The organism is Nostoc sp. FACHB-888 (genome assembly GCF_014696655.1).
GTDB lineage: Bacteria > Cyanobacteriota > Cyanobacteriia > Cyanobacteriales > Nostocaceae > Nostoc.
Genome location: NZ_JACJQM010000006.1, coordinates 108,539 through 129,700, shown reverse-complemented (window position 1 = coordinate 129,700; position 21,162 = coordinate 108,539). Strand labels below are relative to the sequence as shown.

At 40.4% G+C, this 21,162-nt stretch carries 25 protein-coding genes, 2 tRNA genes and 3 pseudogenes; 19 read left to right on the top strand and 11 right to left on the bottom strand.

Going from position 1 to position 21,162, the window contains the following annotated elements; all coding sequences use genetic code 11:
* The first annotated feature begins 126 nt into the window (after window positions 1–126).
* From H6G26_RS06195 to H6G26_RS06175, 5 genes are all read left to right on the top strand, one after another.
* Window positions 127–708, top strand: a complete 582-nt coding sequence (locus H6G26_RS06195) for a hypothetical protein (RefSeq protein WP_190728406.1) — start codon at window positions 127–129, stop codon at window positions 706–708.
* Window positions 708–971: a hypothetical protein gene (locus H6G26_RS06190; protein WP_190728405.1), complete on the top strand. Its 264-nt coding sequence runs from the start codon at window positions 708–710 to the stop codon at window positions 969–971. The genes H6G26_RS06195 and H6G26_RS06190 overlap by 1 nt, the downstream gene beginning before the upstream one ends.
* Before the next feature lies 1 nt (window position 972).
* The gene (locus tag H6G26_RS06185; RefSeq protein ID WP_190728404.1) at window positions 973–1,449 is read left to right on the top strand and encodes a hypothetical protein; all 477 of its coding nucleotides are present in this window, start codon (window positions 973–975) and stop codon (window positions 1,447–1,449) included.
* Complete coding sequence (locus H6G26_RS06180) at window positions 1,449–2,099, top strand: hypothetical protein (protein WP_190728403.1); 651 nt, start codon at window positions 1,449–1,451, stop codon at window positions 2,097–2,099. The genes H6G26_RS06185 and H6G26_RS06180 overlap by 1 nt, the downstream gene beginning before the upstream one ends.
* Window positions 2,100–2,453: 354 nt before the next feature.
* Window positions 2,454–2,723 (top strand): hypothetical protein, encoded by a 270-nt coding sequence (locus H6G26_RS06175; protein ID WP_190728402.1) that lies wholly within the window; start codon window positions 2,454–2,456, stop codon window positions 2,721–2,723.
* Window positions 2,724–2,740: 17 nt separating this feature from the next.
* Here H6G26_RS06175 and H6G26_RS06170 read toward each other — a convergent pair whose 3' ends face one another.
* Genes H6G26_RS06170 through H6G26_RS06160 form a run of 3 tightly spaced genes read right to left on the bottom strand, consistent with a single transcriptional unit; the run spans window position 2,741 to window position 3,466 of the window.
* Complete coding sequence (locus H6G26_RS06170) at window positions 2,741–3,118, bottom strand: hypothetical protein (RefSeq protein ID WP_190728401.1); 378 nt, start codon at window positions 3,116–3,118, stop codon at window positions 2,741–2,743.
* On the bottom strand, window positions 3,096–3,320 hold the full coding sequence (locus tag H6G26_RS06165; protein WP_190728400.1) for a hypothetical protein: 225 nt from the start codon (window positions 3,318–3,320) through the stop codon (window positions 3,096–3,098). The genes H6G26_RS06170 and H6G26_RS06165 overlap by 23 nt, the downstream gene beginning before the upstream one ends.
* A gap of 5 nt (window positions 3,321–3,325) precedes the next feature.
* On the bottom strand, window positions 3,326–3,466 hold the full coding sequence (locus tag H6G26_RS06160; protein WP_190728399.1) for a hypothetical protein: 141 nt from the start codon (window positions 3,464–3,466) through the stop codon (window positions 3,326–3,328).
* A gap of 183 nt (window positions 3,467–3,649) precedes the next feature.
* Between H6G26_RS06160 and H6G26_RS06155 the strand changes: the two genes are divergently transcribed.
* A complete protein-coding gene (locus H6G26_RS06155; protein ID WP_190728398.1) occupies window positions 3,650–3,856 on the top strand; it encodes a hypothetical protein in 207 nt (68 codons plus the stop codon).
* Between the two features lie 66 nt (window positions 3,857–3,922).
* Here the strand turns inward: H6G26_RS06155 and H6G26_RS06150 are convergent, their stop codons facing one another.
* The 4 genes from H6G26_RS06150 to argF form a co-directional block, all read right to left on the bottom strand.
* A complete protein-coding gene (locus tag H6G26_RS06150) occupies window positions 3,923–4,387 on the bottom strand; it encodes a response regulator (RefSeq protein WP_190728397.1) in 465 nt (154 codons plus the stop codon).
* Between the two features lie 294 nt (window positions 4,388–4,681).
* Window positions 4,682–6,235: a DEAD/DEAH box helicase family protein gene (locus tag H6G26_RS06145; RefSeq protein ID WP_242053606.1), complete on the bottom strand. Its 1,554-nt coding sequence runs from the start codon at window positions 6,233–6,235 to the stop codon at window positions 4,682–4,684.
* Window positions 6,236–6,299: 64 nt separating this feature from the next.
* Window positions 6,300–6,905, bottom strand: coding sequence for a transcriptional repressor LexA (gene lexA / locus H6G26_RS06140; protein WP_190728396.1), 606 nt, complete (start codon window positions 6,903–6,905; stop codon window positions 6,300–6,302).
* A gap of 232 nt (window positions 6,906–7,137) precedes the next feature.
* Complete coding sequence (gene argF, locus H6G26_RS06135) at window positions 7,138–8,058, bottom strand: ornithine carbamoyltransferase (RefSeq protein ID WP_190728395.1); 921 nt, start codon at window positions 8,056–8,058, stop codon at window positions 7,138–7,140.
* A 347-nt stretch (window positions 8,059–8,405) separates the two neighbouring features.
* On the opposite strand from argF, the gene H6G26_RS06130 reads away from it, so the two are divergent.
* Window positions 8,406–8,477, top strand: a tRNA-Thr gene (locus H6G26_RS06130).
* Window positions 8,478–8,627: 150 nt separating this feature from the next.
* Complete coding sequence (locus H6G26_RS06125) at window positions 8,628–9,263, top strand: Uma2 family endonuclease (RefSeq protein ID WP_190728394.1); 636 nt, start codon at window positions 8,628–8,630, stop codon at window positions 9,261–9,263.
* Window positions 9,264–9,320: 57 nt separating this feature from the next.
* Here H6G26_RS06125 and H6G26_RS06120 read toward each other — a convergent pair.
* Window positions 9,321–9,617: pseudogene (locus tag H6G26_RS06120) on the bottom strand (DUF4351 domain-containing protein); the annotation flags it as partial.
* A 202-nt stretch (window positions 9,618–9,819) separates the two neighbouring features.
* On the opposite strand from H6G26_RS06120, the gene H6G26_RS42375 reads away from it, so the two are divergent.
* The 4 genes and pseudogenes from H6G26_RS42375 to H6G26_RS06105 all read left to right on the top strand — a co-directional run bounded on the left by H6G26_RS42375 (window position 9,820) and on the right by H6G26_RS06105 (window position 12,075).
* A complete protein-coding gene (locus H6G26_RS42375) occupies window positions 9,820–10,149 on the top strand; it encodes an HNH endonuclease domain-containing protein (RefSeq protein WP_347242437.1) in 330 nt (109 codons plus the stop codon).
* Window positions 10,142–10,357, top strand: a pseudogene (locus tag H6G26_RS42370) (hypothetical protein). The gene H6G26_RS42375 and the pseudogene H6G26_RS42370 overlap by 8 nt, the downstream one beginning before the upstream one ends.
* Window positions 10,327–10,773: pseudogene (locus tag H6G26_RS06110) on the top strand (HNH endonuclease). Before H6G26_RS42370 ends, H6G26_RS06110 begins: the two co-directional pseudogenes overlap by 31 nt.
* Window positions 10,774–10,974: 201 nt before the next feature.
* A complete protein-coding gene (locus H6G26_RS06105; protein WP_242053603.1) occupies window positions 10,975–12,075 on the top strand; it encodes a cysteine desulfurase family protein in 1,101 nt (366 codons plus the stop codon).
* A gap of 82 nt (window positions 12,076–12,157) precedes the next feature.
* Here H6G26_RS06105 and pyrE read toward each other — a convergent pair whose 3' ends face one another.
* Window positions 12,158–12,781 (bottom strand): orotate phosphoribosyltransferase, encoded by a 624-nt coding sequence (gene pyrE / locus H6G26_RS06100; RefSeq protein ID WP_190728393.1) that lies wholly within the window; start codon window positions 12,779–12,781, stop codon window positions 12,158–12,160.
* Window positions 12,782–12,881: 100 nt separating this feature from the next.
* Here pyrE and H6G26_RS06095 point away from each other — a divergent pair, with 100 nt between their 5' ends.
* On the top strand, window positions 12,882–13,316 hold the full coding sequence (locus H6G26_RS06095; RefSeq protein WP_190728392.1) for a hypothetical protein: 435 nt from the start codon (window positions 12,882–12,884) through the stop codon (window positions 13,314–13,316).
* 102 nt (window positions 13,317–13,418) lie between these two features.
* Here the strand turns inward: H6G26_RS06095 and H6G26_RS06090 are convergent.
* A tRNA-Ile gene (locus tag H6G26_RS06090) sits at window positions 13,419–13,491 on the bottom strand.
* A 301-nt stretch (window positions 13,492–13,792) separates the two neighbouring features.
* On the opposite strand from H6G26_RS06090, the gene H6G26_RS06085 reads away from it, so the two are divergent.
* Window positions 13,793–14,494, top strand: coding sequence for a hypothetical protein (locus H6G26_RS06085; protein WP_190728391.1), 702 nt, complete (start codon window positions 13,793–13,795; stop codon window positions 14,492–14,494).
* 59 nt (window positions 14,495–14,553) lie between these two features.
* Window positions 14,554–15,948, top strand: coding sequence for a hemolysin family protein (locus tag H6G26_RS06080; RefSeq protein WP_190728390.1), 1,395 nt, complete (start codon window positions 14,554–14,556; stop codon window positions 15,946–15,948).
* A gap of 38 nt (window positions 15,949–15,986) precedes the next feature.
* Here H6G26_RS06080 and queC read toward each other — a convergent pair whose 3' ends face one another.
* On the bottom strand, window positions 15,987–16,664 hold the full coding sequence (gene queC, locus H6G26_RS06075; protein ID WP_190728389.1) for a 7-cyano-7-deazaguanine synthase QueC: 678 nt from the start codon (window positions 16,662–16,664) through the stop codon (window positions 15,987–15,989).
* A 319-nt stretch (window positions 16,665–16,983) separates the two neighbouring features.
* Here queC and H6G26_RS06070 point away from each other — a divergent pair, with 319 nt between their 5' ends.
* The 4 genes from H6G26_RS06070 (at window position 16,984) to H6G26_RS06055 (ending at window position 21,111) form a co-directional block, all read left to right on the top strand.
* The gene (locus H6G26_RS06070) at window positions 16,984–18,066 is read left to right on the top strand and encodes a Gfo/Idh/MocA family oxidoreductase (RefSeq protein ID WP_190728388.1); all 1,083 of its coding nucleotides are present in this window, start codon (window positions 16,984–16,986) and stop codon (window positions 18,064–18,066) included.
* A 541-nt stretch (window positions 18,067–18,607) separates the two neighbouring features.
* Window positions 18,608–19,231, top strand: a complete 624-nt coding sequence (locus H6G26_RS06065) for a DedA family protein (RefSeq protein WP_190728387.1) — start codon at window positions 18,608–18,610, stop codon at window positions 19,229–19,231.
* Window positions 19,232–19,471: 240 nt separating this feature from the next.
* Entirely contained in the window at window positions 19,472–20,626 is a 1,155-nt protein-coding gene (locus H6G26_RS06060; protein WP_190728386.1) for a ParM/StbA family protein, read from the top strand.
* Window positions 20,627–20,631: 5 nt separating this feature from the next.
* The gene (locus tag H6G26_RS06055) at window positions 20,632–21,111 is read left to right on the top strand and encodes a plasmid segregation centromere-binding protein ParR (protein ID WP_190728385.1); all 480 of its coding nucleotides are present in this window, start codon (window positions 20,632–20,634) and stop codon (window positions 21,109–21,111) included.
* Window positions 21,112–21,162: the final 51 nt, after the last annotated feature.

The window sequence follows — 21,162 nt, the reverse complement described above, 5'->3', positions numbered from 1 at the left end:
ACAAAAAGATTACAGCTAAAAATAAAGGTAAAAACCTATATAGGTTTCTCAATAAAATTCTAAGGATTTTAAAGAGCTAAACTAGGTGTTGTTTTCAATCAACATTAACAACCGCCAAAAAAGACTATGGGATTTAGAGATTTAAACCGTTATCCAGCACAAAAAGCACGATATGACAAATATAGAGAATGGCTGGAAGCTACACCCCTAGTACGCCAGCAAAAATATGCGGCTATTACTGACGAAACTAAAAGAGCAAGGGCAGAAAGAGAACCGGGATATATTTCACCATTTAGCACTGCTGGCACTACAAAAATTTATCTTCCTGCCCGATTGGTTAAAGATGGGCAGACTGGGCAAGGTGCGGGAGTCGCAAATGTATTAAGAGGCTTACTCGCCCCTTATACGACTACTGCGACAGAATTTGCAGCTTTGACAACCCCACTTCAAGTAGATAGTAAACAATATAGATTTGCAAAACTAACTTTAACTAACGTTGTGCCTGCGGCTGTTAAAAAGCCTAGCAGAATTACTGGGGCTGAATATAGAAAGCCAGACGTAGATAGTGTTACTAGTCCATTTGGACAAACCACTGGGGGACAACCTTATGATGGGGCTGTTTTAGGCATTAAAGGACAGCCCGCTTACGCTACTTTTTTAGAAGGGAATGGAGGCAAGAATCGCGCTAGGTTTACCCCTGAAGGTTAATGAGTAGAATTGCAGAAAGGATAGGTTTAATTTGGACTCCCGAAGACCCTCTAGACTTTCTAGCCGTTGACGTAGAGGGTAATTGCTGTGATGCTGAATTTCAAGGAATGATTGCTATTAATCAAGCTGGTAGAGATTGGCTGACTGGAAAAATTGATATTATTGAATACCTTGATAAACTGGAATATTACGGTATTCCGAACCCGTTTGAAATAGTAGACGAGTTTGCAGATCATATAGATTTTGTAATCTCTCATTCTTGATATGACGCGCAATTTACAGTTAGGGATAGAAGAAAACTGGAATTTACAATATAGTAGCTCTGTCCCTTCTGTAAGCTACTTGAATGATTCAGAAGGAAAAGCAATTTATCAAAAAATAGCTCAAATAGATATTCCAGTAGCTTTTGACAGGGCTATCATTGCAGTGTCTATCACAACTGATATTCCTACTGGTAAAACTTGGAATTATGCAGGATATTTACGCCGAACTTTGATGATTGGGATAGGCTCAAGTTTTGTCGGAAAGCCTGAAGAATTATTTTTGAGCAAGTTTAATTTAATATTTTTTGAAGATTTAAACATTAATTATTTTTTATCTCTTCAGGTTCCGAGATGGTTTATCAATGCCAACATTAATATTTATCAGTATGAGGGCAAGGATACAACTAATGTAGATGATACTCTGACTAGAATAGAACAAAAAATAGATGACATTTCTAACTATAGCAGTGGAGCTTAATGTGGAAAGAACTAGGAGTTTATACTTTACAATTTGACTGGATTGTAACACCAATAATTAATGCTGAAGTTTTTCGTATCACTCATTTGTCAGTTCCAGTCAAACAGCAAGATTATATAAAAGCTGTTATCGGCTTAGAATTTTCTGATGGTCTATTACCTAATATTTTTAGTCCCCAAAGATTAACATCAAGACAAGAAAGAGAGATTTTTTATTTTACAAATTTTGATAACTCGCCTAGACGGTTAATTTTTAAGCGTTTAGAAAAAAGAGAGATAATCTGGAACATAAAAGTAGAATTTAAAAATATGCTGATACCAAGCAACAAACCTAGAGTAACAATTGCCCAACCTTTAGCAGATATCAACGTATCAAACGTTAAAGCTGTTATTCTTCGAGAAAGAAGTGATTTGTCAAGACAAAATTACTTGTTAACGAACAGTGGATCACAAACCGTATTTTTTAGGTATGTTCCTATGGGTACAGATCCAACAAATGACACTCTTTTAGTTAGCTCTACAAACTGGGATTTTTTTATAGAAGCGGGGAGGCAATGGTATGACCAAACTTTCTCACAAAACGGATTAATAGCAATAGCTTCAGGAAATCAAGCTGTAAGAATTAAAGCAGTAGAATACAATTATTTATGATTTTATGAGGCTACCAAATGACCCTATAGTTCTGCTAACTTTTGCGCTAGCTGTGGGTGGTAACATAACGTGGGCGCTCTTATTTTTCGCAAACTCTATTAAACGTAAATACGCGGCTGAAAGAGATTTTAACCACCTAAAGAATAACCAAGCGCAAATCTCAGACAGTATTGCTATTTGTTTAAAAGATATGGATACTCGCTTTGATCGCGTTGATCGTGATCTACTTGAGATTAAAGCTTATTTGCTTGGGAAAGCAATTCCTAGACGAGAAGAATAAATACGAAAAACCCCGGATACAGAGTAACAAGGGTTTTGCGATATTAGATTAAGTTATCCCAAACTCAATCCAGTATGGCAATTTTACTCTTTATAGCTTGGATATTGCTAGTAGTTGCAGCTATTTCTTTTGTTAAGCAGCAATTACAATTTAGTGGAAAATCTAAATCTTACCGAAATGACCCTAAAAATAGACAACTTCAAAGCGATTTGTTAGCCCTTCTTCGGGGAGATGTACGCACGGCCAAGCGACTGCTTAGGCAGCAAAGGCAGAATTGCCCAGGACGATCAGATAACTGGTATTTAGAAAAAGTTATTTATGACTTAGAGCGTGATCGACATTAGTCGAAATCTCCATTTTGTCACTTGGCTTTTTCAAAAAGCCCTAAAAACATTGGGAGAAAGCAACTACTTACCGTACTTTTTTGGCTCCCATCTTCCATTAGCTCGCAAAAAATAATATCCCACTCAGCAAGATATATATTGAGCGCTATAGCTATGATCTGATTGCTGGTTTCCCATTGACGATTGATCCAAATTTCCCCCACCTTGGGGGCATTCTCCAAACTTTGATTAAAAGGGCTTGGCACAGGCTCATACCCATCAGGGGAGGAGTCATCCAGATATATACACCCATCTTCTCTCGTCCATCCATCCAGACGGCGCTCAGTTTCTTGAATAAATTGTCTTTCGTTAAAATTCATAATTCCGTTTTTGTTAATCGCATTCAAACCATTCATCTGGGGTTAAATTGAATTGTGGCTTTCCAATGCCTTCATCAATCCCCACAACAAAGCCGCCAAAGTCTTTAAGCCAGGTTTCAATCGAAGTATTAATATCGCCTTCGATAGTTACCAATACTTTGTCTGTCTCTGTTACTTGTTGCGGATCATGTTCTCCTGAATCTTCAAGAGTGTGTTTCAAAACGTATACTTTAGGCATAATTCCTATTTCGTCACAAGATAAGCGTAAATGCTGGCAACTAAGCCACCAATAATTGCCCCAGGAAGTCCAGCGGCGAGAACTCCCAAAAATGCCCCCCCACTACCTAAAGCCAAAACTTGATCGCCTTTTTTCCAAAAATTCATAATTCCGTTTTTGTCACTTGCAGCCTGTATCGCCTATGGTATCGTTCCCAATGAGTAGCGCGATCGCAACTAGGTATCAAAACTAGAATCTTTGAAAATCAAGCAATTTTGGGCATTTTTTAGGAGCGATTTAGTAGCGATTTTTGGGGTTTTGCTACTAAACCACGTTGAAGGAGTGCGGCTGTGGTGTTGTGTTCTGGTGGTCAAAATAGTCATTTACAAGATTATGTAAACCACAAGGATGCTGCTTTACTAGCCCTTAATGGCAACGATGAAAAGATTGATCACAAGTGGCAGCGGACAGAAAAGCTATTCAAGGAGCAAAAGACCGAGATAAAGGATCTTCAGAAGTTTCTCCAGAAGCACCAGAGCTTTAGAATCCACGAGTAGTCACTGGGGATTCACTCTAGCAATTTAGGGGATTGAGTATTGGGCATTGGGTGAAGTTTATCAAGCCTACGTATCTTGTGTAAGCTTTATCAAGACTGTAATTAGCTCGTCTGCTTCAAAAGGCTTGCGAATAAGCTTTTGAAACCCAGCATCCATTGCATGGTCTAATTCATCTTCATACGCATAACTTGTAAGAGCCACGGCTGGAAGAAACCCACCTTCTAAAATTTCTTTCTTTCTAACACTGCGAATTAGTGAATAACCATCCTTACCTGGCATCGCAATATCACTGATCAAAATATCTGGTTTCCATTCTTCTATTGCTTCTATAGCTTCATCTGCTGATACCGCCGTCTTAATTTGTGCTTGGTAATCTTCCAAAACAAACGCAACTACACATAAACAATCCTCATTGTCATCTACCACAAGTACTTTTAAACCATTGAGAGATAGAAGTTTTTTTTCAGGTATTTCTTCTAAAACTTCTCTATCTCTTTTTAGATGTACATCGTTAGAACTTTTTGGCAGCATATACTTACCTCCTACTTGGTAACGACAATTAGGAGTCTTAAAAAGCAGATGGTGGTCCCCATCTGCTTTTAGACATTTTTATATTAAATCAAAGCAAACAGTTTTGTAATAGTATTTTGTTTGCATAATTTACTTTTTTCTCAAATTTTAAGCGTCCAGTGGATAAGCAAGACATTCCACTGGACTGCCAAAAGGCAAGAGGGGTTTTTAGTTAAATTAGTCAAAACTTTATCGCTGTTTATCCCCCAAAATAGGGGCTTTCAGAGGTTGGTACTTGCTTAATTTAGTCAAGAATTAGTCAAGGGTAAAATTTTGAGCCTGAAAAGGTGGGTGACGAGGGATTTGAACCCGCAACCAATAGATTAAAAGTCTATTGCTCTGAATGAGTAGCGCGATCGCTTGCTCAGAATACTTGAAAATCAAGCAATTGGGGGTATTTTCTAGGAGCGAATTAGTAGCGATTTTTGGGGTTTTGCTACTAAACCAAGTTGAAGGAGTGCGCCTGTGGTGTCGTGTTCTGGTGGTTATAGTAGTCATGTCAAATATTGTCGCGCGTTCTTTAGCCGGATGAGGACGTAAAACTCGCCCCCGTCGCTGAATAAATTGTCGAGGATTACCAGAACTTGATAAAATCACCGCAGTTTGAATTGCTGGAATATCTACACCTTCATCTAAACAACGAATTGCGACTAAACCTTGCAATTCTCCGCTTTCAAATTGATGACGTAATATTTCCCTTTCTTGTAAAGTTGTTTGAGCCGTATAGGTGCTTACCTTGTACCCTAAATCCACACCCAGAATTTTAGCAACAGCTTTGAGTTGACGTAGAGATGAACGTTGTCCTGTATCTTGTGAACCATCACTACAATAAAAAAGAGTGTGGCTAGTTTCGCGGCGAGTTGCCATTAAATCCCGTAAAGCATTTAATTTATTTTCAGCCGCACCAATTAATCTTGCTCTTTGCATCAACAACGACTTTAAATCTTCATTGTCTTCAAAGCTTCCTCCTTGTCCATTTTCTCGTTCTCTATATAGTAGCGATCGCCCAATTCTTTTAGTTAGCTTTAAATAAGCAATACTTTCTGCTTCAGTTAACTCTACTAGTACCGGATAATACAGATAATGTACTAAAGCACCTTGAGCGATCGCATCCCTCAAAGTAAACTCTGGCTGGAGAACTGGGCCAAAATAATCAAATAAAGATTGTGTACCAAAATCATCAAAATACCTCTCCGGTGTGGCAGATAAAGCCAGTCTCAACCCCACACTGCGCGGCAAACTTTTTTCTAGCTTGGGTGCGCCTAAATTATGTGCCTCATCTCCAATAATTAAAGTTTTGGGGGGAAAATATTTTAGTTGAGACTGAAAACCATCTCCAATTAAAGTAGAGTTCGTAGTAATCACAGTGACAAACTGTTGAGAACCAGAACGCAGATTATAAATTTGGGTAGAAAGTTGACTTTGCCAAGTGCGTAAATTCTCAAAAGCTAAAATGGGTTGCAAATTAAATTTTTCACATTCTCGCGCCCATTGAGTAACGAGATGGCGATAGGGACATACCACCAACAGAACTTGTAAATTAATCTGCTGATATAATTCACAAGCGATCGCTAGTGCGGTAATTGTTTTACCACTACCAGTAGCCATTTTCAACGTCCCTCTGCCATTGTTGGTAAACCAGCTAGCGATCGCTTGTCGCTGATATTGCCGCAATTGCAGAGACGGAGGCATTCTTGGGCATCCTGGTAATGGTTGCGGAGTGTAATAACTGCCCTTACTTTCCCTTGCAAATGGTAATTTTAACCGGAAAGTGGGCAGTTGCTGCACTGGATTTTTCGTCAGGTACATATTAATTTAGTCATTAGTCATTGGTACTTATCTTTCCCAATCCCCACTCCCTACTTCCCATTCCTCAGTTGTAACCGCGCCAAACACCAATGAGAGAACCTTGCACCTGCACTTGCATAGCACTGACTTCAATGGGATTGTACTTAGAATTTGCTGGTTTGAGGGTAACGCGATCGCCTTGGCGATAAAAACGTTTTAATGTTGTACCAAATCCATCGACTCTGGCGGCGACGATAGTACCATTTTTTAAATGATTGGGTTCTGCTACTGGACGCAGAAATACCACATCACCATCAGTAATTAAATCTTCAATCATGCTATCGCCAGCTACCCGCAAAGCATAGGTTTGGGGAGGTAAATCGAAATTAGAAAAGTCTAAATGATCTACAGCATCAGTAAACGGTTCTATTAAACCACCAGCAGCGATTGTGCCCAAAATTGGTACACCTAGCTTTACAGGACGCAAAATCCGAATCGTTCGCGCTTGTCCTTCAGTCCATTCTATATATCCTTTAGTGCGTAAATGTTCTAAACGGCTTTGAATTGGTGCTGGTGACTTCAAGTTCATCGCTTGCATCATTTGCCTAATTGAAGGCGAATGCTGGTGCGATCGGATGTATTCTGCTAACCATTCGTAAAGTTCTTGTTGAGCTTCAGTTAGACGTTCCATAAATTTGCGGGAAGTAATTATAAATGTCTCTAGAACATTAGTACTACAAAAAACTCCCCATAACAAGAGAAAAGTAAAAAATATAAAAGGCAAAAGCTAGAATATTCTCTTTTCTTTTACCAATTTATTCTTGATTTTTACAAATTTTAAGTAGTTAAGAGCCAGCAGCACACTCGCCATTCTGACTCTTAACTTTTGTACAGACGCGATTAATCGCGTCTCCTAACTCTTTTCATTCCGCCCCTAAGATACTTGCAAGTAAAGCTTTTTGAGCGTGCAGACGATTTTCTGCCTGTTCCCAAACTCGTGCTTGAGAACCTTCAATAACAGCTTCGGTAATTTCTTCACCACGATGGGCTGGTAAGCAGTGTAAAACAATTGCCTCTGGTTCCGCAAGGCTTAATAGCTGCTCAGAAATTTGGTAAGGCTGGAAAATTGGCATCCGGTTGTCTGCTTCTGCTTCTTGCCCCATACTCGCCCAGACATCAGTGTAAAGTACAGCAGAACCCTTAGCTGCTAATTCTGGATCATTAGTGACGAGGACTTCCGTTTTGTTATTAGCGATCGCTCTTGCTTGTTCTACAATCTGAGAATCTGGCTCATATCCGCTAGGGGTAGCAATTCTGACATTCATTCCTACCAAAGCACAGCCCAACATCAGAGAATTAGCCATATTATTTCCATCACCCACGTAGGTTAAAGTTAACCCAGTAAGGGTGTTAAAACTTTCTTGAACCGTCAATAAATCGGCTAATACCTGGCAAGGATGTTCTGCATCGGTAAGCGCATTAATTACCGGAATCTTGGCATAGTGAGCAAAAGTTTCTAAATCTTGCTGTGCAAAAGTGCGAATTGCCAAAATATCCAGATATCGGTCCAACACGCGCGCTGTATCCTGTAACGGTTCCCCGCGACTAACTTGAGTAACATTAGGATTGAGATCGATTACCTGTCCACCCAGTTGGTACATCGCCACCGTAAAACTTACCCGCGTGCGAGTAGAAGCTTTGGAGAACAACAACCCCAAAACTTTATTACACTGCAACTTCAACTGTTGTGATTTAAGTTGAGTTGCCAATTGTAGAAGTTCTTGAAGTTCCGTAGGACTGATGTCCGCTAGACTTAATAAATCTCGTCCGAGCAATGCTGCCATGCTTGTAATCTGTAAAAAATAATTATATATTTCTGTCCCTTTATTCAGCTGTGCTAGGAAAATACAGTTTTAGAACTGCGCCAGATATTTTTGCGCCCAGCCCAGAATTTTAGTTAGCTTTTGCCATGCATATTAATTTATCAACTTTATCAGCGATCAGAATCACTACAATTGCAACGCTAACTCAACCATCTAGGCACACAAAAGCAGCGATATTGCCAAAATCTCTCGTCTTCTAGCCTAATTTAGGAACAGGGAAATATTTTTTCGCAATTACAGCTAGACAAATAAATCGATTATGGTACAATAAGAAATTGTGGTTGCTACTTGAGAGTAATCAAAAAATTGCCAGCATAGCACAGTGGTAGTGCATCCGACTTGTAATCGGAAGGTCGCGAGTTCAAATCCCGCTGCTGGCTTTAAGTATAAATAAAGATTTGAGTTGTCGATTGTGTGATGAAAATATCAAGGGAAAAGAAGAACACAAGCTCCCCGGCTTCTTAGAGAAGTCGGGGAGCTGAACCTTTCAAAATTACGAAATATATCCACACAATTTTGGAGCAGTGACAATGTTAGGTTTACTAGCAAAATTGACCAAATGGGAAGAATTAACCAGTCAACCCGCTTTAGAAAACATTGATTCTGACCAAATTTTACTCATGAATGGGATTAACTGGGATATATATGAGACACTATTAAAAAGTTGTCAAAATACTTCTCATTATCGCTTTAAATATTTAGAAGGTACTTTAGAAATAATGTCACCTAGCCGTCGCCATGAGGTCGATAAAAAGATCATTGCTTTACTGTTGGAAACCTATTTTTTAGAAAAAGGTATTGATTTTTATCCTTTAGGTTCAACTACTTTTAGAAGACAAGCAGCAGCTAGAGGTATAGAACCAGATGAATGTTATTGTTTTAATTCTGAAAAACCTGTTCCCGATCTGGCAATTGAAATAGTTGTAACCAGTGGAGGAATAGATGATTTATTAATTTATCAAGGCTTAGGTGTACCGGAAGTTTGGTTTTGGCAGAATAATCAATTTTTATTATATTATCTGCGTGGTAATAGGTATCAGCAAATAACTAAAAGTGAACTTTTACCAGATTTGGATTTAAGCTTGTTGGCAAGTTTTGTTATGTCAGGTGAAAAACCAAAAGATTTAGTCTCAAAGTTCCGTGAAAGCATTCGTAGTGAAATTTGAACTAGTAGGTTGGGTTACGCTACGCTCGACCCAACCTAAAAAACGGCTGATGATTGATTATCTTTGTTGTTGGTTTAACCAAATTTCTAAATCAGCAACATTAGAAAAGTCTAATAATGCTTCTCCTAGATTTTCTAATTGTTCAATCGATAATCCTTTAATTCGCTCGATTAATGATTCATTAATTTCCCCAACACGGCGATTGAGCAGACGTATAATTAAATGTTGTTCTCCTTCCTGTCTTCCCTCTTGTTTGGCTTGTTCTCTATCTCTTTGATAAAGTGGTTCTAATCGCATAACTAACTCCCTACCATCTGCTTCTAATTCTTGATTTACTCTCAAGTTATTTAAATTCCCAAGAGTTGGCGCAATGCGCGATCGCACCAATTCCCTACACCTTTTAGAGGAAAATTACACAATAGTTAGGGGCTGGGCATCTTGGGAATGGTTAAATTATATGCAGCAAAGAAACCCCAGTACTCCCAATGTGGTTAACAAATTATTTATGCCACACCAAAGAGATTCTTTAACTAATTAAACTAAATATTGGAAAACTATTTTAGAATATCGAGATATTAAATGTATTTATTCTAAAGTGAAATTGGATAAGGATGAAATTTCATTAGCTCATTATCTGCCTTGGTCATTTGTAGCTCACGATCAACTATGGAATTTAATTCCAACTACAAAATCTGTTAATTCATCTAAATCTAATAACTTGCCATCTGAAGAATATTTTAAAGCTTTTCTGGAATTGCAACATATCGGTTTAACTATTTCTTATGAAAACATATCAAAAAATCGATGGTTAAAATATACTGAGTCATTTGTATCTGAATTAAAAGTTATATTCAATTTTAATATCTTCTGGTATCAAGATGAGTGAATTTGGTGACATTTATCTTTTTAAATTTACCAATGAGCTATAGTCTCGCTTTGAAGAACTGTTAGAGAAGAAAAAAGCTGATGCGCTCACTCCTGAAGAAGAGGCTGAATATGTAGGTATCTCGGAATTAGAGAGAATCTTTACCTTGATTAACGCTCAACTAGCGGCGAAAACTAAATGGTGTCCGAACCAACTCGAAAACTTGTAAGACAACGAGCTAAATATCTTTGCTAATACTGCCACTCTCCAGAATACTTAAGTCCAGACCGTTTTACCATTGACCATATTATGCCGCAGTCTTTGGGCGGTTCTGATGAACTGGATAATTTGGCTTTAGCTTGTCATCGCTGTAATGAGCGTCACTATAATTTTACAACGGCTACTGATCCTAAAACCCAAGAACAAGTCCCTCTATTTTATCCCCGTCAGCAAAAATGGTCTGACAATTTTATCTGGACAAAAGACGGTATAAAAATTTTAGGTACAACTTCTACAGGGAGAGCTACTAGTGAGAGATTTGATTTCAATGATGAGCGTCGAGATGAGCCTTCGATTCAAGTGGCTCGTCGTTTTTGGGTAGAAGCCGGTTGGCATCCCCCACAATCAGATCCACGTCAAGGATAAGATAAAGCTTATGTAGTGAACGATGACTAATACTACACTGACTAATCAAAATCCTGAATTAACTATTCAGTAAAGCCTTAAAAAAATATGTAAAAAATTTCAAGCGGAAAATTTTGACAGGCAATGACTACATAAGAAAACATAATTTACCTTGATTACCATTCAACTACTCCCGTTGACCCTAGAGTAGCAGAAAAAGTCATGTACTATATGACTATTGCTTTTGGTAATGCTAATAGTGTAGATCATGGTTATGGCAATCAAGCCGCACAAGCAGTTAAAGAAGCTCGTCAACACATAGCTGAATTAATCAATGCTTCTGCCAAAGAAATTATTTTTACATCTGGTGCAACAGAAAGCATTAACTTAGCAATTCAAGGACATATTTCTCAACAAAATACTCCCGCCACAATCATTGTTTCACCAGTTGAACACAAAGCAGTTTTAGATACCTGCAAAGCATTAGCCAAAAAAGGGCTTGCTGAGATAATTTGGTTAAAAGTCAATCAACAAGACCAAATTGATTTAGAACATCTAGAAAAAGTCTGCTTTGGCGGTGCTTCCTTACTCTGTGTGATGGCTGCTAATAATGAAGTGGGGACAATTTACCCAGTACAAAAAATTGGAGCGATCGCTCAAAAATACCATATCCCTTTTTTATGTGATGCTTCCCAAGCAGTCGGTAAAATTTCCATCAACTTCCAAGACTGGGGTATTACCTATCTAGCTATTTCTGAGCATAAACTTTATGCACCCAAAGGCGTTGGTGCATTAGTAGTAAAAAAAGGTCATTATCTTGAACCACTTATTTACGGTGGCGGACATGAACAAGGACTCAGATCCGGTACGCTCAATGTCTCTGGAATAGCTGGCTTGTGGGAAGGTTGCAGATTGAGACAGTTGGAAATGGAAGCAGATGAAACAGCGATGCCTACGGCGGGCTGCGCCTACGCACTTTTGCGAGATCAGCTACAAAACTCGCTACAAGCTCAAATTCCTAATTTACTGCTGAATGGAGACTTAAACAACTGTTTATCAGGTAACTTACATATTTCTATCCCTGACATCCCTAATAGTGCCATTATTGCTAGAGTTCGCCATCAATTAGCTATTTCTACAGGTGCGGCTTGTTCATCAGGTATTGTCGCGCCATCTCACGTTCTGCAAGCTATGAATCTTGCCGAAAATATAATTGAGGGAGCGTTAAGAATTGGTATTGGGAAATTTACAACTAAAGAAGAAATTGAAAAAGCATCTTCTGCGATCGCCAGTGCAGTAAAGGCTATTTTGAGCCTAAAATAATAAAACCCTTATTAGGGCTTTAAGAGTAATATTTTAAGTTACACAAATCTGTCAAATTGTCAAACAATTTGGCAAGCGACACTTATGATTTCGCAAGTTGTTGGTAGCGTTCCTGAACTTCTTGAATCGAAAACAAAGTTTCAAACTTCAACCCAGCTGACTGGTACAACTCACCTCCACCTTGTTGTCGGTCTACCAGTGAAATTACTTGACTTACTGTATAACCTGCATCTTTAAGACGCTCAACTGCTTTTAAAGCAGATTGCCCAGTTGTGACCACATCTTCCAAAACTACTACTTTTGCACCTTCTGGTAAACTGGGGCCTTCTATATAAGCTTTCGTTCCATAACCCTTGGCTTCCTTGCGAATAATCAGCGCTGGTATCGGGCGGTTTTCATAAACAGAAACTATACTAACTGCTGTCACAATTGGATCAGCCCCCATTGTTAGACCACCTACAGCTTGTGTATCTGTGGGTAATAAAGGAAACAGTAATCGTCCTACAGCCAAAGCACCTTGAGGATGGAGTGTTACTTGTGTCTTGTTGACATAATAAGAACTACGCAGCCCAGAAGAGAGGAGAAAATCACCTTCTTGATAAGCAAGTTGGCAAAATAAATTTAGTAGCTTGTGGCGCAAGGTGGTCAAATCAGGGGTGGTTGCCCAAATATCTGAGTGGGTAAAAGTTTCAGTAGGATACGTCATTACAAAACATTAAAAGTTGTGCTACACCAAAGGTTGAACTCGTTAGAGTTCTGAAATTAAGCATAAATTAAGATTGCCCAAAAATTGAGGAGTTAGGAACGTGGGTATAAAATTTAAAACCTTTGGTGGTTTATTGGTACTGCTTGCTGCTGGTATTGCTTTTCCCTCTGTTGCATCTGCCCAAACGGAAACCCCCAAAACTGAAACTACGAATGATGCGTTTGAAGGAGCTTATTTTCGTCACGATCGCAATTTCTATGAGAATAGCAGTCTCAAGCGTCAACTAGACTCATTTTTCGGATCGGGTTCCGGTTTCGGTGGTTCTTTCCCAGAAAATGAAATTGCCCGCGATGCTCAGTTGATTAATACTTTATATCGTGATGTCCTGACTCAACAAGTTGGCAACGACCCATATATTCGTACTCCTGATTTACCAAATCCTTATGACACATCACTAATGATGTCTCCGCGTTTCAATAGCAACAAACTCAAAGTAGGAACTGAATTCAGGTTTGAAACTTTACTACCTCGGTAATATTAGGGAGTAGGAAGTGGGGAGTAGGGAAAAAATAATTAATGCCCAATGCCCCATGCCCAATGCCTTTTATGCCTCTATTACTGCTTTTTGATCGTTCAGTGCGCCCTGCTGGAATCGAACCAGCCTGAAGACGAATTATGAGTTCGTTGCCTCCCCAATCGGCCAAAGGCGCTTGTGTTGTTCGCTTTCGGGTTCATAAGAGTCAATTACTTCAACTCTTAGGTCAACCTGATTTGCTAATTTTAGACTAAGGAAAATACCTCATGCATTGAGTTTAGCCAATTGGGTAATAATAGCACAAATTTACACCTGTGAATACTCGACAATAGCTTATCAGATTTTTATACTACATAATTTAAAATTTAATCATAAAATAGTGCAGACTAATATTGATTAAGTTCCTTTAAGGATTGAGGTCAAAAGCTTCACTATTCTTAAATAGACTAGCATTCTATTGTGATAGCTTGTCAGCAATGAAAATAAATTCTACTGTACTTCTTACTTTGGTTTTGTTAATCCTGATGATGGGGGCAGGTTCTGTGAGCGCCTTGTTGGGGTTTGAACTGGGGAGTTCAGCACTTAAAGGCGTTACTACACCAGATGGGCGTCCTACAACCAAATTTGCCAGCAATAAAACAAATAGCTCCCAACAGGCAGGGTTAGTGTTATTAAAAGAGGAAGAGATTCTGAAAATTGTCAAGGCACGAATTGAGGGTAAAACCAAGGCTGCTAAATCAGAAAAGCTAGAGGAAGATGATGAAGAAACCAATAGCAGCAAGCAGAAGCCAGAGGAAAACCCCCCAGCAGTGGTTGAAGAAAAGCCCCAGCCAGGTTTTCCAGTTACTGCCCAAAGTCAAGGTGTAACCATGATTGTGCAATCTGTCCGCTACTCTGGTGGTGATTTGCTACTGAAAGTGAAAATGCAGAACAAAGGTAAAGATTCTGTGCGCTTCCTGTATAGTTTTTTAGATGTTACCGATGATAAAGGACGAACTCTGAGTGCTAGTACAGAGGGTTTACCAACAGAATTGCCTGTAAATGGGCCAGCATTTACAGGTACAGTGAGCATTCCCACAGCTTTACTTGATGATGTTAAGAAGATATCACTCGCTCTCACTGATTATCCCGCTCAAGAATTGAAGCTAGAAGCATCGAATATTCCTGTAGAGAGGTAGATTGGGCATTGGGACTGGGGCATTGGTGATTGATTATCTGCTATTCCCTATTCCTCTAAATGGAGGGCGTGAGTTTTACACGAGCTTTGGCAGTGAGTGGTTTTCCTGATTTAAGTTGGACAGAGGTGGCACTGCGGTTATTATCAGTGCTACTACTGATTGCCATAAATGCCTTTTTTGTGACGGCAGAATTTTCGATGGTGAGCGTGCGGCGATCGCGTATTCACCAGCTAGTTAAGGCTGGGGATATTCCAGCGATCGCAGTCGAAATGCTACAACGTAGTATTGACCGACTGCTATCTACCACTCAGTTAGGCATTACCCTTTCTAGTTTGGCATTAGGATGGATTGGAGAAAGTACGATTGTCGTGCTGGTGAGGGCATGGTTAAAATCCTGGCCTTTACCTATTGGAATGACTACCTTCCTAGCGCATTCCTTATCAATTCCCATTGCATTTTTCTTGATTGCCTATTTACAAATTGTGATCGGAGAATTATGTCCCAAATCCCTAGCCATGCTGTACTCAGAACAGCTAGCTCGGTTTTTGGGGCCTTCGGTAAAAGCGATCGTGCGTTTTTTTGGCCCCTTCATCTGGATTCTCAACCAATCAACTCGTTTCTTATTGCGGATTTTTGGCATCCAATACACAGGCCAAGGCTGGAGGCCACCTGTGACTCCAGAAGAATTGCAACTGATTATATCTACAGAATGGGGATCTACTGGTTTACAGCACGCAGAGCGAGAACTGCTCAATAATGTTTTTGAGTTTGGGGATGTCATGGTTCAAGATGTGATGATCCCCCGCACCAGTATTATCGCGTTGCCAAAAGATGCTACCTTCCAGACATTACTCAGGGAAATGGCTTCCACTGGTTACTCTCGTTATCCCGTGATTGGTGAATCTTTAGACGATGTTCGCGGTATTGTTTATTTTAAAGATTTGGCGCAACCTTTGGCTGTAGGAAAGCTCAGTTTAGAGGCACAAATCCAACCTTGGATGCGTCCCGTCCGGTTTATTCCAGAACATACGCCATTGAGTGAACTTTTGCCAATGATGCAGCAAGAGAAACCCGCTATGGTCATGGTAGTGAATGAATTCGGCGGTACTGTGGGACTAGTGACAATCAAAGATGTCATTGCCGAAATAATCGGCCACGCAAGCGTTCCTGAAAGCAACGACGACTTACTGATTCAAATGTTAGATGAGCAAAAATTTCTGGTACAGGCACAAATCAACCTCGAAGACCTAAACGAAGTTTTGCATCTCAACTTACCTGTGACAAGAGAATACCAGACACTAGGGGGCTTTTTGCTGTATAAGTTACAGAAAATTCCTGCCAAAGGCGAAATTTTCTGTTATGAAAATCTTGAATTTACTGTGGTATCAATTGTTGGGCCACGCCTGCATCAAATTCAACTGCGACGGTTAGAAGAGTTAGGAGTTGAAAGTTAGGAGTTAAAAGTTATGAATTTTAACTCTTAACTCCTCATTCAACAAGCATATGCCAGTGGATCAACGAGTCCTAATTCGGCGAAGGCTGCCAATCGCAAGCGACAAGAATCACATACACCGCAGGCAATATCATCACCAGCATAACAAGACCAAGTTAGCTCCCAAGGGACTCCCAATTGGTTACCTAGCTGGATGATTTCAGTTTTTTTCAAATTTATTAGCGGTGCAACAATATTGATTAGTTGTCCCTCACGCCCTTGTTTGGTTCCCAGGCGAAAAACTTCCTGCATTGCCTGGATATAGTCGGGACGACAGTCAGGATATCCTGAGTAATCTAAAGCATTGACACCGATATAGACACGTTCAGCTGCGATCGCTTCGGCGTAACCAAGAGCAAAGCTTAAAAAGATGGTATTACGCGCCGGAACATAGGTTACAGGAATATTTTGAGACATTTTATCCAGCGATCGCTCCTGAGGTAAATCAATCGCGTCATCGGTAAGTGCTGAACCACCCCATTGCCGTAAATCAAAATTAACCACCTGATGTTGTGCGATCGCAGCTTTTTGAGCAACAGTGAGGGCTGAATGTAACTCTCGTCGGTGTCGCTGCTGGTAATCAAAGGAAATAGCATGACATTCACAGCCATCAGCCTTAGCTTTGTACAAAATTGTGGAAGAGTCTAATCCCCCAGATAACAGAATTACAGCTTTCATCTCGATTACAAATTTTGAATTTTAAATCGCCAAATTACACCAGAAATTTGAAGAATTTACGTTTAAGTGTTACTTAATGTTTTAAAGTTAATAAAAAGACACATATTTATTGTAGAAAGTGCAAAATCCAAAACCAACCCGAACTATCTATACAAAAGATATTTGGATTACGGGAACCGATGACAAACTTTGAAATTCTTCATAAACATAGGCTCTATGTTACCATCTGGATGGTTTTAGACGGATCGTAACTGGCTTTCGAGTATAAACGCCAACGGCCGTAGCGTCTCTAAATTTGGTGGTTGAGGAGAGAATAATAGTGCAAGATAGCATGTCAGTGGCAGAAACGAATCCATATACACAGCGCAACCAGCCACGACCGATCCGCATAGGCGTGATTGGAGTGGGTAACATGGGACAACATCATGCTCGCGTGCTGAGTTCAATGAAAGATGTTGAACTAGTTGGAGTAGCAGATATTAATGTTGAGCGAGGGCTAGAAACTGCCAGCAAGTACAAGGTGCGTTTTTTTGAAGATTACTGTGACCTGTTACCCCTTGTAGAAGCAGTTTGTGTAGCAGTTCCCACCCGTTTACACTATGCTGTGGGCATCAACTGTCTGTTAGCGGGAATTCATGTTTTGATTGAAAAACCGATCGCAGCCAGTATTTCTGAGGCAGAGTCCCTAGTAAATGCCGCAGCCGAGTCTGGGTGTATCCTACAAGTGGGTCATATTGAGCGTTTTAATCCAGCTTTTAAAGAACTAAGCCAAGTGCTGAAAACTGAGGAATTGCTGGCGCTAGAAGCCCACAGAATGAGTCCTTACTCAGATCGAGCAAACGATGTTTCAGTTGTGCTGGATTTAATGATCCATGACATCGACCTACTTTTGGAATTAGCTGCTTCGCCAGTCACGAAATTGACTGCTAGCGGTTCTCGCGCCCTAGACTCTGGTTATTTAGATTATGTAACCGCCACCTTGGGGTTTGCCAATGGTATTGTTGCTACTCTGACCGCCAGTAAAGTCACTCACCGAAAAATTCGCCGGATTGTTGCCCATTGCAAAAATTCATTTACTGAGGCAGATTTTCTTAAAAATGAAATTTTGATTCACCGACAAACGACTGCCAATTCTCTCACCGACCACCGACAAGTACTTTACAGGCAAGATGGTGTGATTGAAAAAGTCTACACCAGTAATATTCAACCCCTAAGTGCAGAATTAGAACATTTTGTCAATTGTGTACATGGTGGCAATCAACCCTCAGTAGGCGGGGAACAAGCTCTTAAAGCCCTGAGACTGGCAAGTTTGATTGAGCAAATGGCGCTGGAAGATCGAGTTTGGAATCCATTAGACTGGCAATCGGAACCAAGAGTACAATCATTGACTCCGACAGCCTAGAAGAGGGGATGAGGGGGATAAGGGGGATGAGGGGGAAAGGTAACATTTTCTCCTTAATCTCCCACAACTACAACCTCAGAAGAAAACTCTAAAGTGTGTTATTAAATTTGCCATCAAATCTTTAGATCCTTCCTAGTCCTTTTAAAAAAACGACTAAGGGGGATCTAAAAAATTAGAAAACAAAATCTAGTGGTTGGTTTGATTCTAGCTTTCACCGATCTTACTCTGTTTCTTCGTTGCGATACCAACTTTATAATGCAGCAAAATTACTTTGACTTTAGGTAGCAAGAATAATTACCTTTTATTGAAGGAGGCAGAAGGCAGAAGGTCTAATTCACAAGGGGATTCAGACCCCTCCTGAATAAAAGCCACCAAATTTTTAATTTGGTGGGGGTCTTAAACCCAAGTTCCCTCCGGTGACGGGCAGGAGCTAGGGGTCAGTTTTCCTCCTGCCTCCTGCCCCCTAACTCCTGCCTTCGTTGATAAAGCTAAGGCTGAATTTATTAACAAAACTAGTCCAGCAATTTCAGGAATTAACTCAATGCTTGAATGGATAACTAATACCATCAACTATTTTGGATATTGGGGAATAGCCCTGTTAATGTTCTTAGAGAACTTATTTCCCCCTATTCCTTCGGAATTGATTATGCCACTGGCTGGATTTACAGCAAGCCCATATCAACCAGGAGGGGCAAAGCTGAATATCATTGGTGTGTTTTTTGCAGGACTTTTGGGTTCTGTATTGGGCGCACTTATTTGGTACTATCCAGGTCAGTTTTTGGGGGAAACCCGTTTGAAAGCTTGGGCTGACAAATATGGTAAATGGCTGGGCATATCCAGTAAAGATATAACCAAGGCTAAAGAGTGGTTTAACCGACAAGGCAGAACAGCAGTATTAATTGGTCGCCTTGTACCGGGAATCCGCACTTTAATTTCTGTTCCTGCAGGTATTAGCAATATGCCCCTGCTACCATTTTTGGTTTACACAACCTTAGGTAGCGCTGCTTGGGTGGGTTTGCTAACATACTCAGGATACATATTGGGTAGTCAGTATGAACTTGTGGACAAGTACCTTGCTCCTGTATCCAAAATCGTACTTGGGGGTTTGGTTCTAGCATTTGTTTTCTGGATATTCAAACGCCAGTTAAGACGTACTAGAAGATGAAACACGGACGTTTTTGGTTTGAAAGCAGTGAAAGCAGGGGTTACATCTGGCCAAAATTCGCCTACACTATGCCAAATAATACTAGATGTGCGAAGGCATGAGCTTATCAGAGGTATCGCCTGAATTAATTTTTGGCGTATTTCTAGCTACACTTGACGCAACCTAGAATTTTTGGTTGCTCGCATTTTTGTAAGATGAGCATGACAACTTTTTACAGTTAAGTTTGAACTAGGAGCTTTCATGACAGACCAACCTTCCGCCGCTACCCCTATCAATGCTGCTGCTATACCCATGAATAGAGTGTCAGCATCGACTCCCATGAATGCTGTTAATAATAATCCTCCAAAGACAGGCAGTGTTCCAGGGAAAACCATTCTCAGTGTTGATTTAGGCAGAACTTCCACAAAAACTTGTGTGAGTCGCGAACCCGGCAGCGTGGTGTTCGTTCCTGCTAACGTCAAGCAGATGTCAATAGAACAAGTACGCGGTGGTGTTTTTGAAGCTAGGGCTACTGACCCTTTAATGGATTTGTGGCTGGAGTACCAAGGAAATGGATATGCTGTTGGTCAATTGGCAGCAGATTTTGGGGCAAATTTAGGAGTCGGCCAATCTAAGGTAGAGGCTGCACTGGTAAAAGTATTAGCAAGTGCTGGCTACTTTAAACTCAGAGACGATATCTCAGTTGTATTAGGTCTGCCTTTTCTTTCCTTAGAGCAATTTGAAAAGGAAAAAGCACAGTTGATTAGCCAAGTCGGTGGCCCTCATGTGTTGAACTTCCGAGGCGAATCTGTATCGCTGAATGTCAGTAAGGTATGGGTAATGCCAGAGGGCTACGGCAGCCTGCTGTGGTCTGAAGCTCAACCAAAGAAAAGTCCTGGCAGTCCTGATTTTACAAAAATATCGGTGGCGATCGTTGATATTGGACATCAAACCGTCGATCTTTTGATGGTAGATAACTTCCGTTTTGCCAGAGGTGCTTCTAAGAGCGAAGACTTCGGTATGAATAAGTTCTATGAATTGGTGTCTGCCGAAATCGAGGGAGCAGATAGTCAATCTCTAGCCCTGATTTCTGCTGTGAACAAACCTAGAGGTGAACGCTATTACCGTCCTAAAGGCGCTAGCAAACCCACCAACCTAGACGATTTTCTTCCCAACCTCACAGAGATGTTTTCTCGCGAAATCTGTAGCCGTGTACTCGCTTGGTTGCCAGAACGTGTCACCGATGTGATTCTGACTGGCGGGGGTGGTGAGTTCTTCTGGGACGACGTTCAACGTCTGCTCAAGGAAGCAAAGATTAATGCTCATTTAGCAGCACCTTCTAGGCAGGCGAATGCTTTGGGGCAGTATATTTATGGAGAGGCACAATTATCCTCCAATCGCGCTGCTAGGGCATAAAGCTGATGTTCCAATGGTCAAAAAAGGTAGTTAAATCCGTCACGTTCAACCCAGAGCTTGCTGATGAAAGCTTGTTAGCGCAAGTAGAAAGTTATTTGGAAAAACAACCAGACAAGACTTTCAGCGACCTCTGTAAAGAAGCCTTGTGGCAATCTTTATGTGTACCGGAATCTGTACAACCTGCTCCACAAACAGCAGCAAGAACACCGATTGAACAACAAATTGGTGAACTGCAACGTCAAGTGGCTGGACTTGAGGAACGTTTTTTTGCCAAGGGATCTAATCGTTTGGAGGCGATGGAACACCATCTACTGCAACTTTCTCAGCAAGTTGCACAACTGGCGCTCATAGTCAATGATCGATCAATCATTCAGTCTCCAACTCAATTAGAAGTAGTAAATAATACTTCTTATACTGTTGCTACCCCTCCTCAAGAGGTTGACCCTGTAATCAGTCGCCTTAGTCAGTTTCTCGATGATTTTTAAGTAACAATTGAGTTTGTGAGCAGTTTTTGCTCCTCTTAACAATCCTTAATA

Bases quoted from the DNA above. Each gene is read 5' to 3' on its own strand.
- H6G26_RS06105 (WP_242053603.1), top strand. From the start codon at position 10,975: ATGTACTATATGACTATTGCTTTTGGTAATGCTAATAGTGTAGATCAT.
- H6G26_RS06170 (WP_190728401.1), bottom strand. From the start codon at position 3,118: ATGAATGGTTTGAATGCGATTAACAAAAACGGAATTATGAATTTTAAC.
- H6G26_RS06080 (WP_190728390.1), top strand. From the start codon at position 14,554: ATGGAGGGCGTGAGTTTTACACGAGCTTTGGCAGTGAGTGGTTTTCCT.
- pyrE (WP_190728393.1), bottom strand. From the start codon at position 12,781: ATGACGTATCCTACTGAAACTTTTACCCACTCAGATATTTGGGCAACC.
- queC (WP_190728389.1), bottom strand. From the start codon at position 16,664: ATGAAAGCTGTAATTCTGTTATCTGGGGGATTAGACTCTTCCACAATT.
- H6G26_RS06175 (WP_190728402.1), top strand. From the start codon at position 2,454: ATGGCAATTTTACTCTTTATAGCTTGGATATTGCTAGTAGTTGCAGCT.
- H6G26_RS06055 (WP_190728385.1), top strand. From the start codon at position 20,632: ATGTTCCAATGGTCAAAAAAGGTAGTTAAATCCGTCACGTTCAACCCA.
- argF (WP_190728395.1), bottom strand. From the start codon at position 8,058: ATGGCAGCATTGCTCGGACGAGATTTATTAAGTCTAGCGGACATCAGT.
- H6G26_RS06145 (WP_242053606.1), bottom strand. From the start codon at position 6,235: ATGTACCTGACGAAAAATCCAGTGCAGCAACTGCCCACTTTCCGGTTA.
- H6G26_RS06195 (WP_190728406.1), top strand. From the start codon at position 127: ATGGGATTTAGAGATTTAAACCGTTATCCAGCACAAAAAGCACGATAT.
- H6G26_RS06190 (WP_190728405.1), top strand. From the start codon at position 708: ATGAGTAGAATTGCAGAAAGGATAGGTTTAATTTGGACTCCCGAAGAC.
- H6G26_RS06160 (WP_190728399.1), bottom strand. From the start codon at position 3,466: ATGAATTTTTGGAAAAAAGGCGATCAAGTTTTGGCTTTAGGTAGTGGG.
- H6G26_RS06065 (WP_190728387.1), top strand. From the start codon at position 18,608: ATGCTTGAATGGATAACTAATACCATCAACTATTTTGGATATTGGGGA.
- H6G26_RS06185 (WP_190728404.1), top strand. From the start codon at position 973: ATGACGCGCAATTTACAGTTAGGGATAGAAGAAAACTGGAATTTACAA.
- lexA (WP_190728396.1), bottom strand. From the start codon at position 6,905: ATGGAACGTCTAACTGAAGCTCAACAAGAACTTTACGAATGGTTAGCA.
- H6G26_RS06165 (WP_190728400.1), bottom strand. From the start codon at position 3,320: ATGCCTAAAGTATACGTTTTGAAACACACTCTTGAAGATTCAGGAGAA.
- H6G26_RS06180 (WP_190728403.1), top strand. From the start codon at position 1,449: ATGTGGAAAGAACTAGGAGTTTATACTTTACAATTTGACTGGATTGTA.
- H6G26_RS06125 (WP_190728394.1), top strand. From the start codon at position 8,628: ATGTTAGGTTTACTAGCAAAATTGACCAAATGGGAAGAATTAACCAGT.
- H6G26_RS06060 (WP_190728386.1), top strand. From the start codon at position 19,472: ATGACAGACCAACCTTCCGCCGCTACCCCTATCAATGCTGCTGCTATA.
- H6G26_RS06150 (WP_190728397.1), bottom strand. From the start codon at position 4,387: ATGCTGCCAAAAAGTTCTAACGATGTACATCTAAAAAGAGATAGAGAA.
- H6G26_RS06085 (WP_190728391.1), top strand. From the start codon at position 13,793: ATGAAAATAAATTCTACTGTACTTCTTACTTTGGTTTTGTTAATCCTG.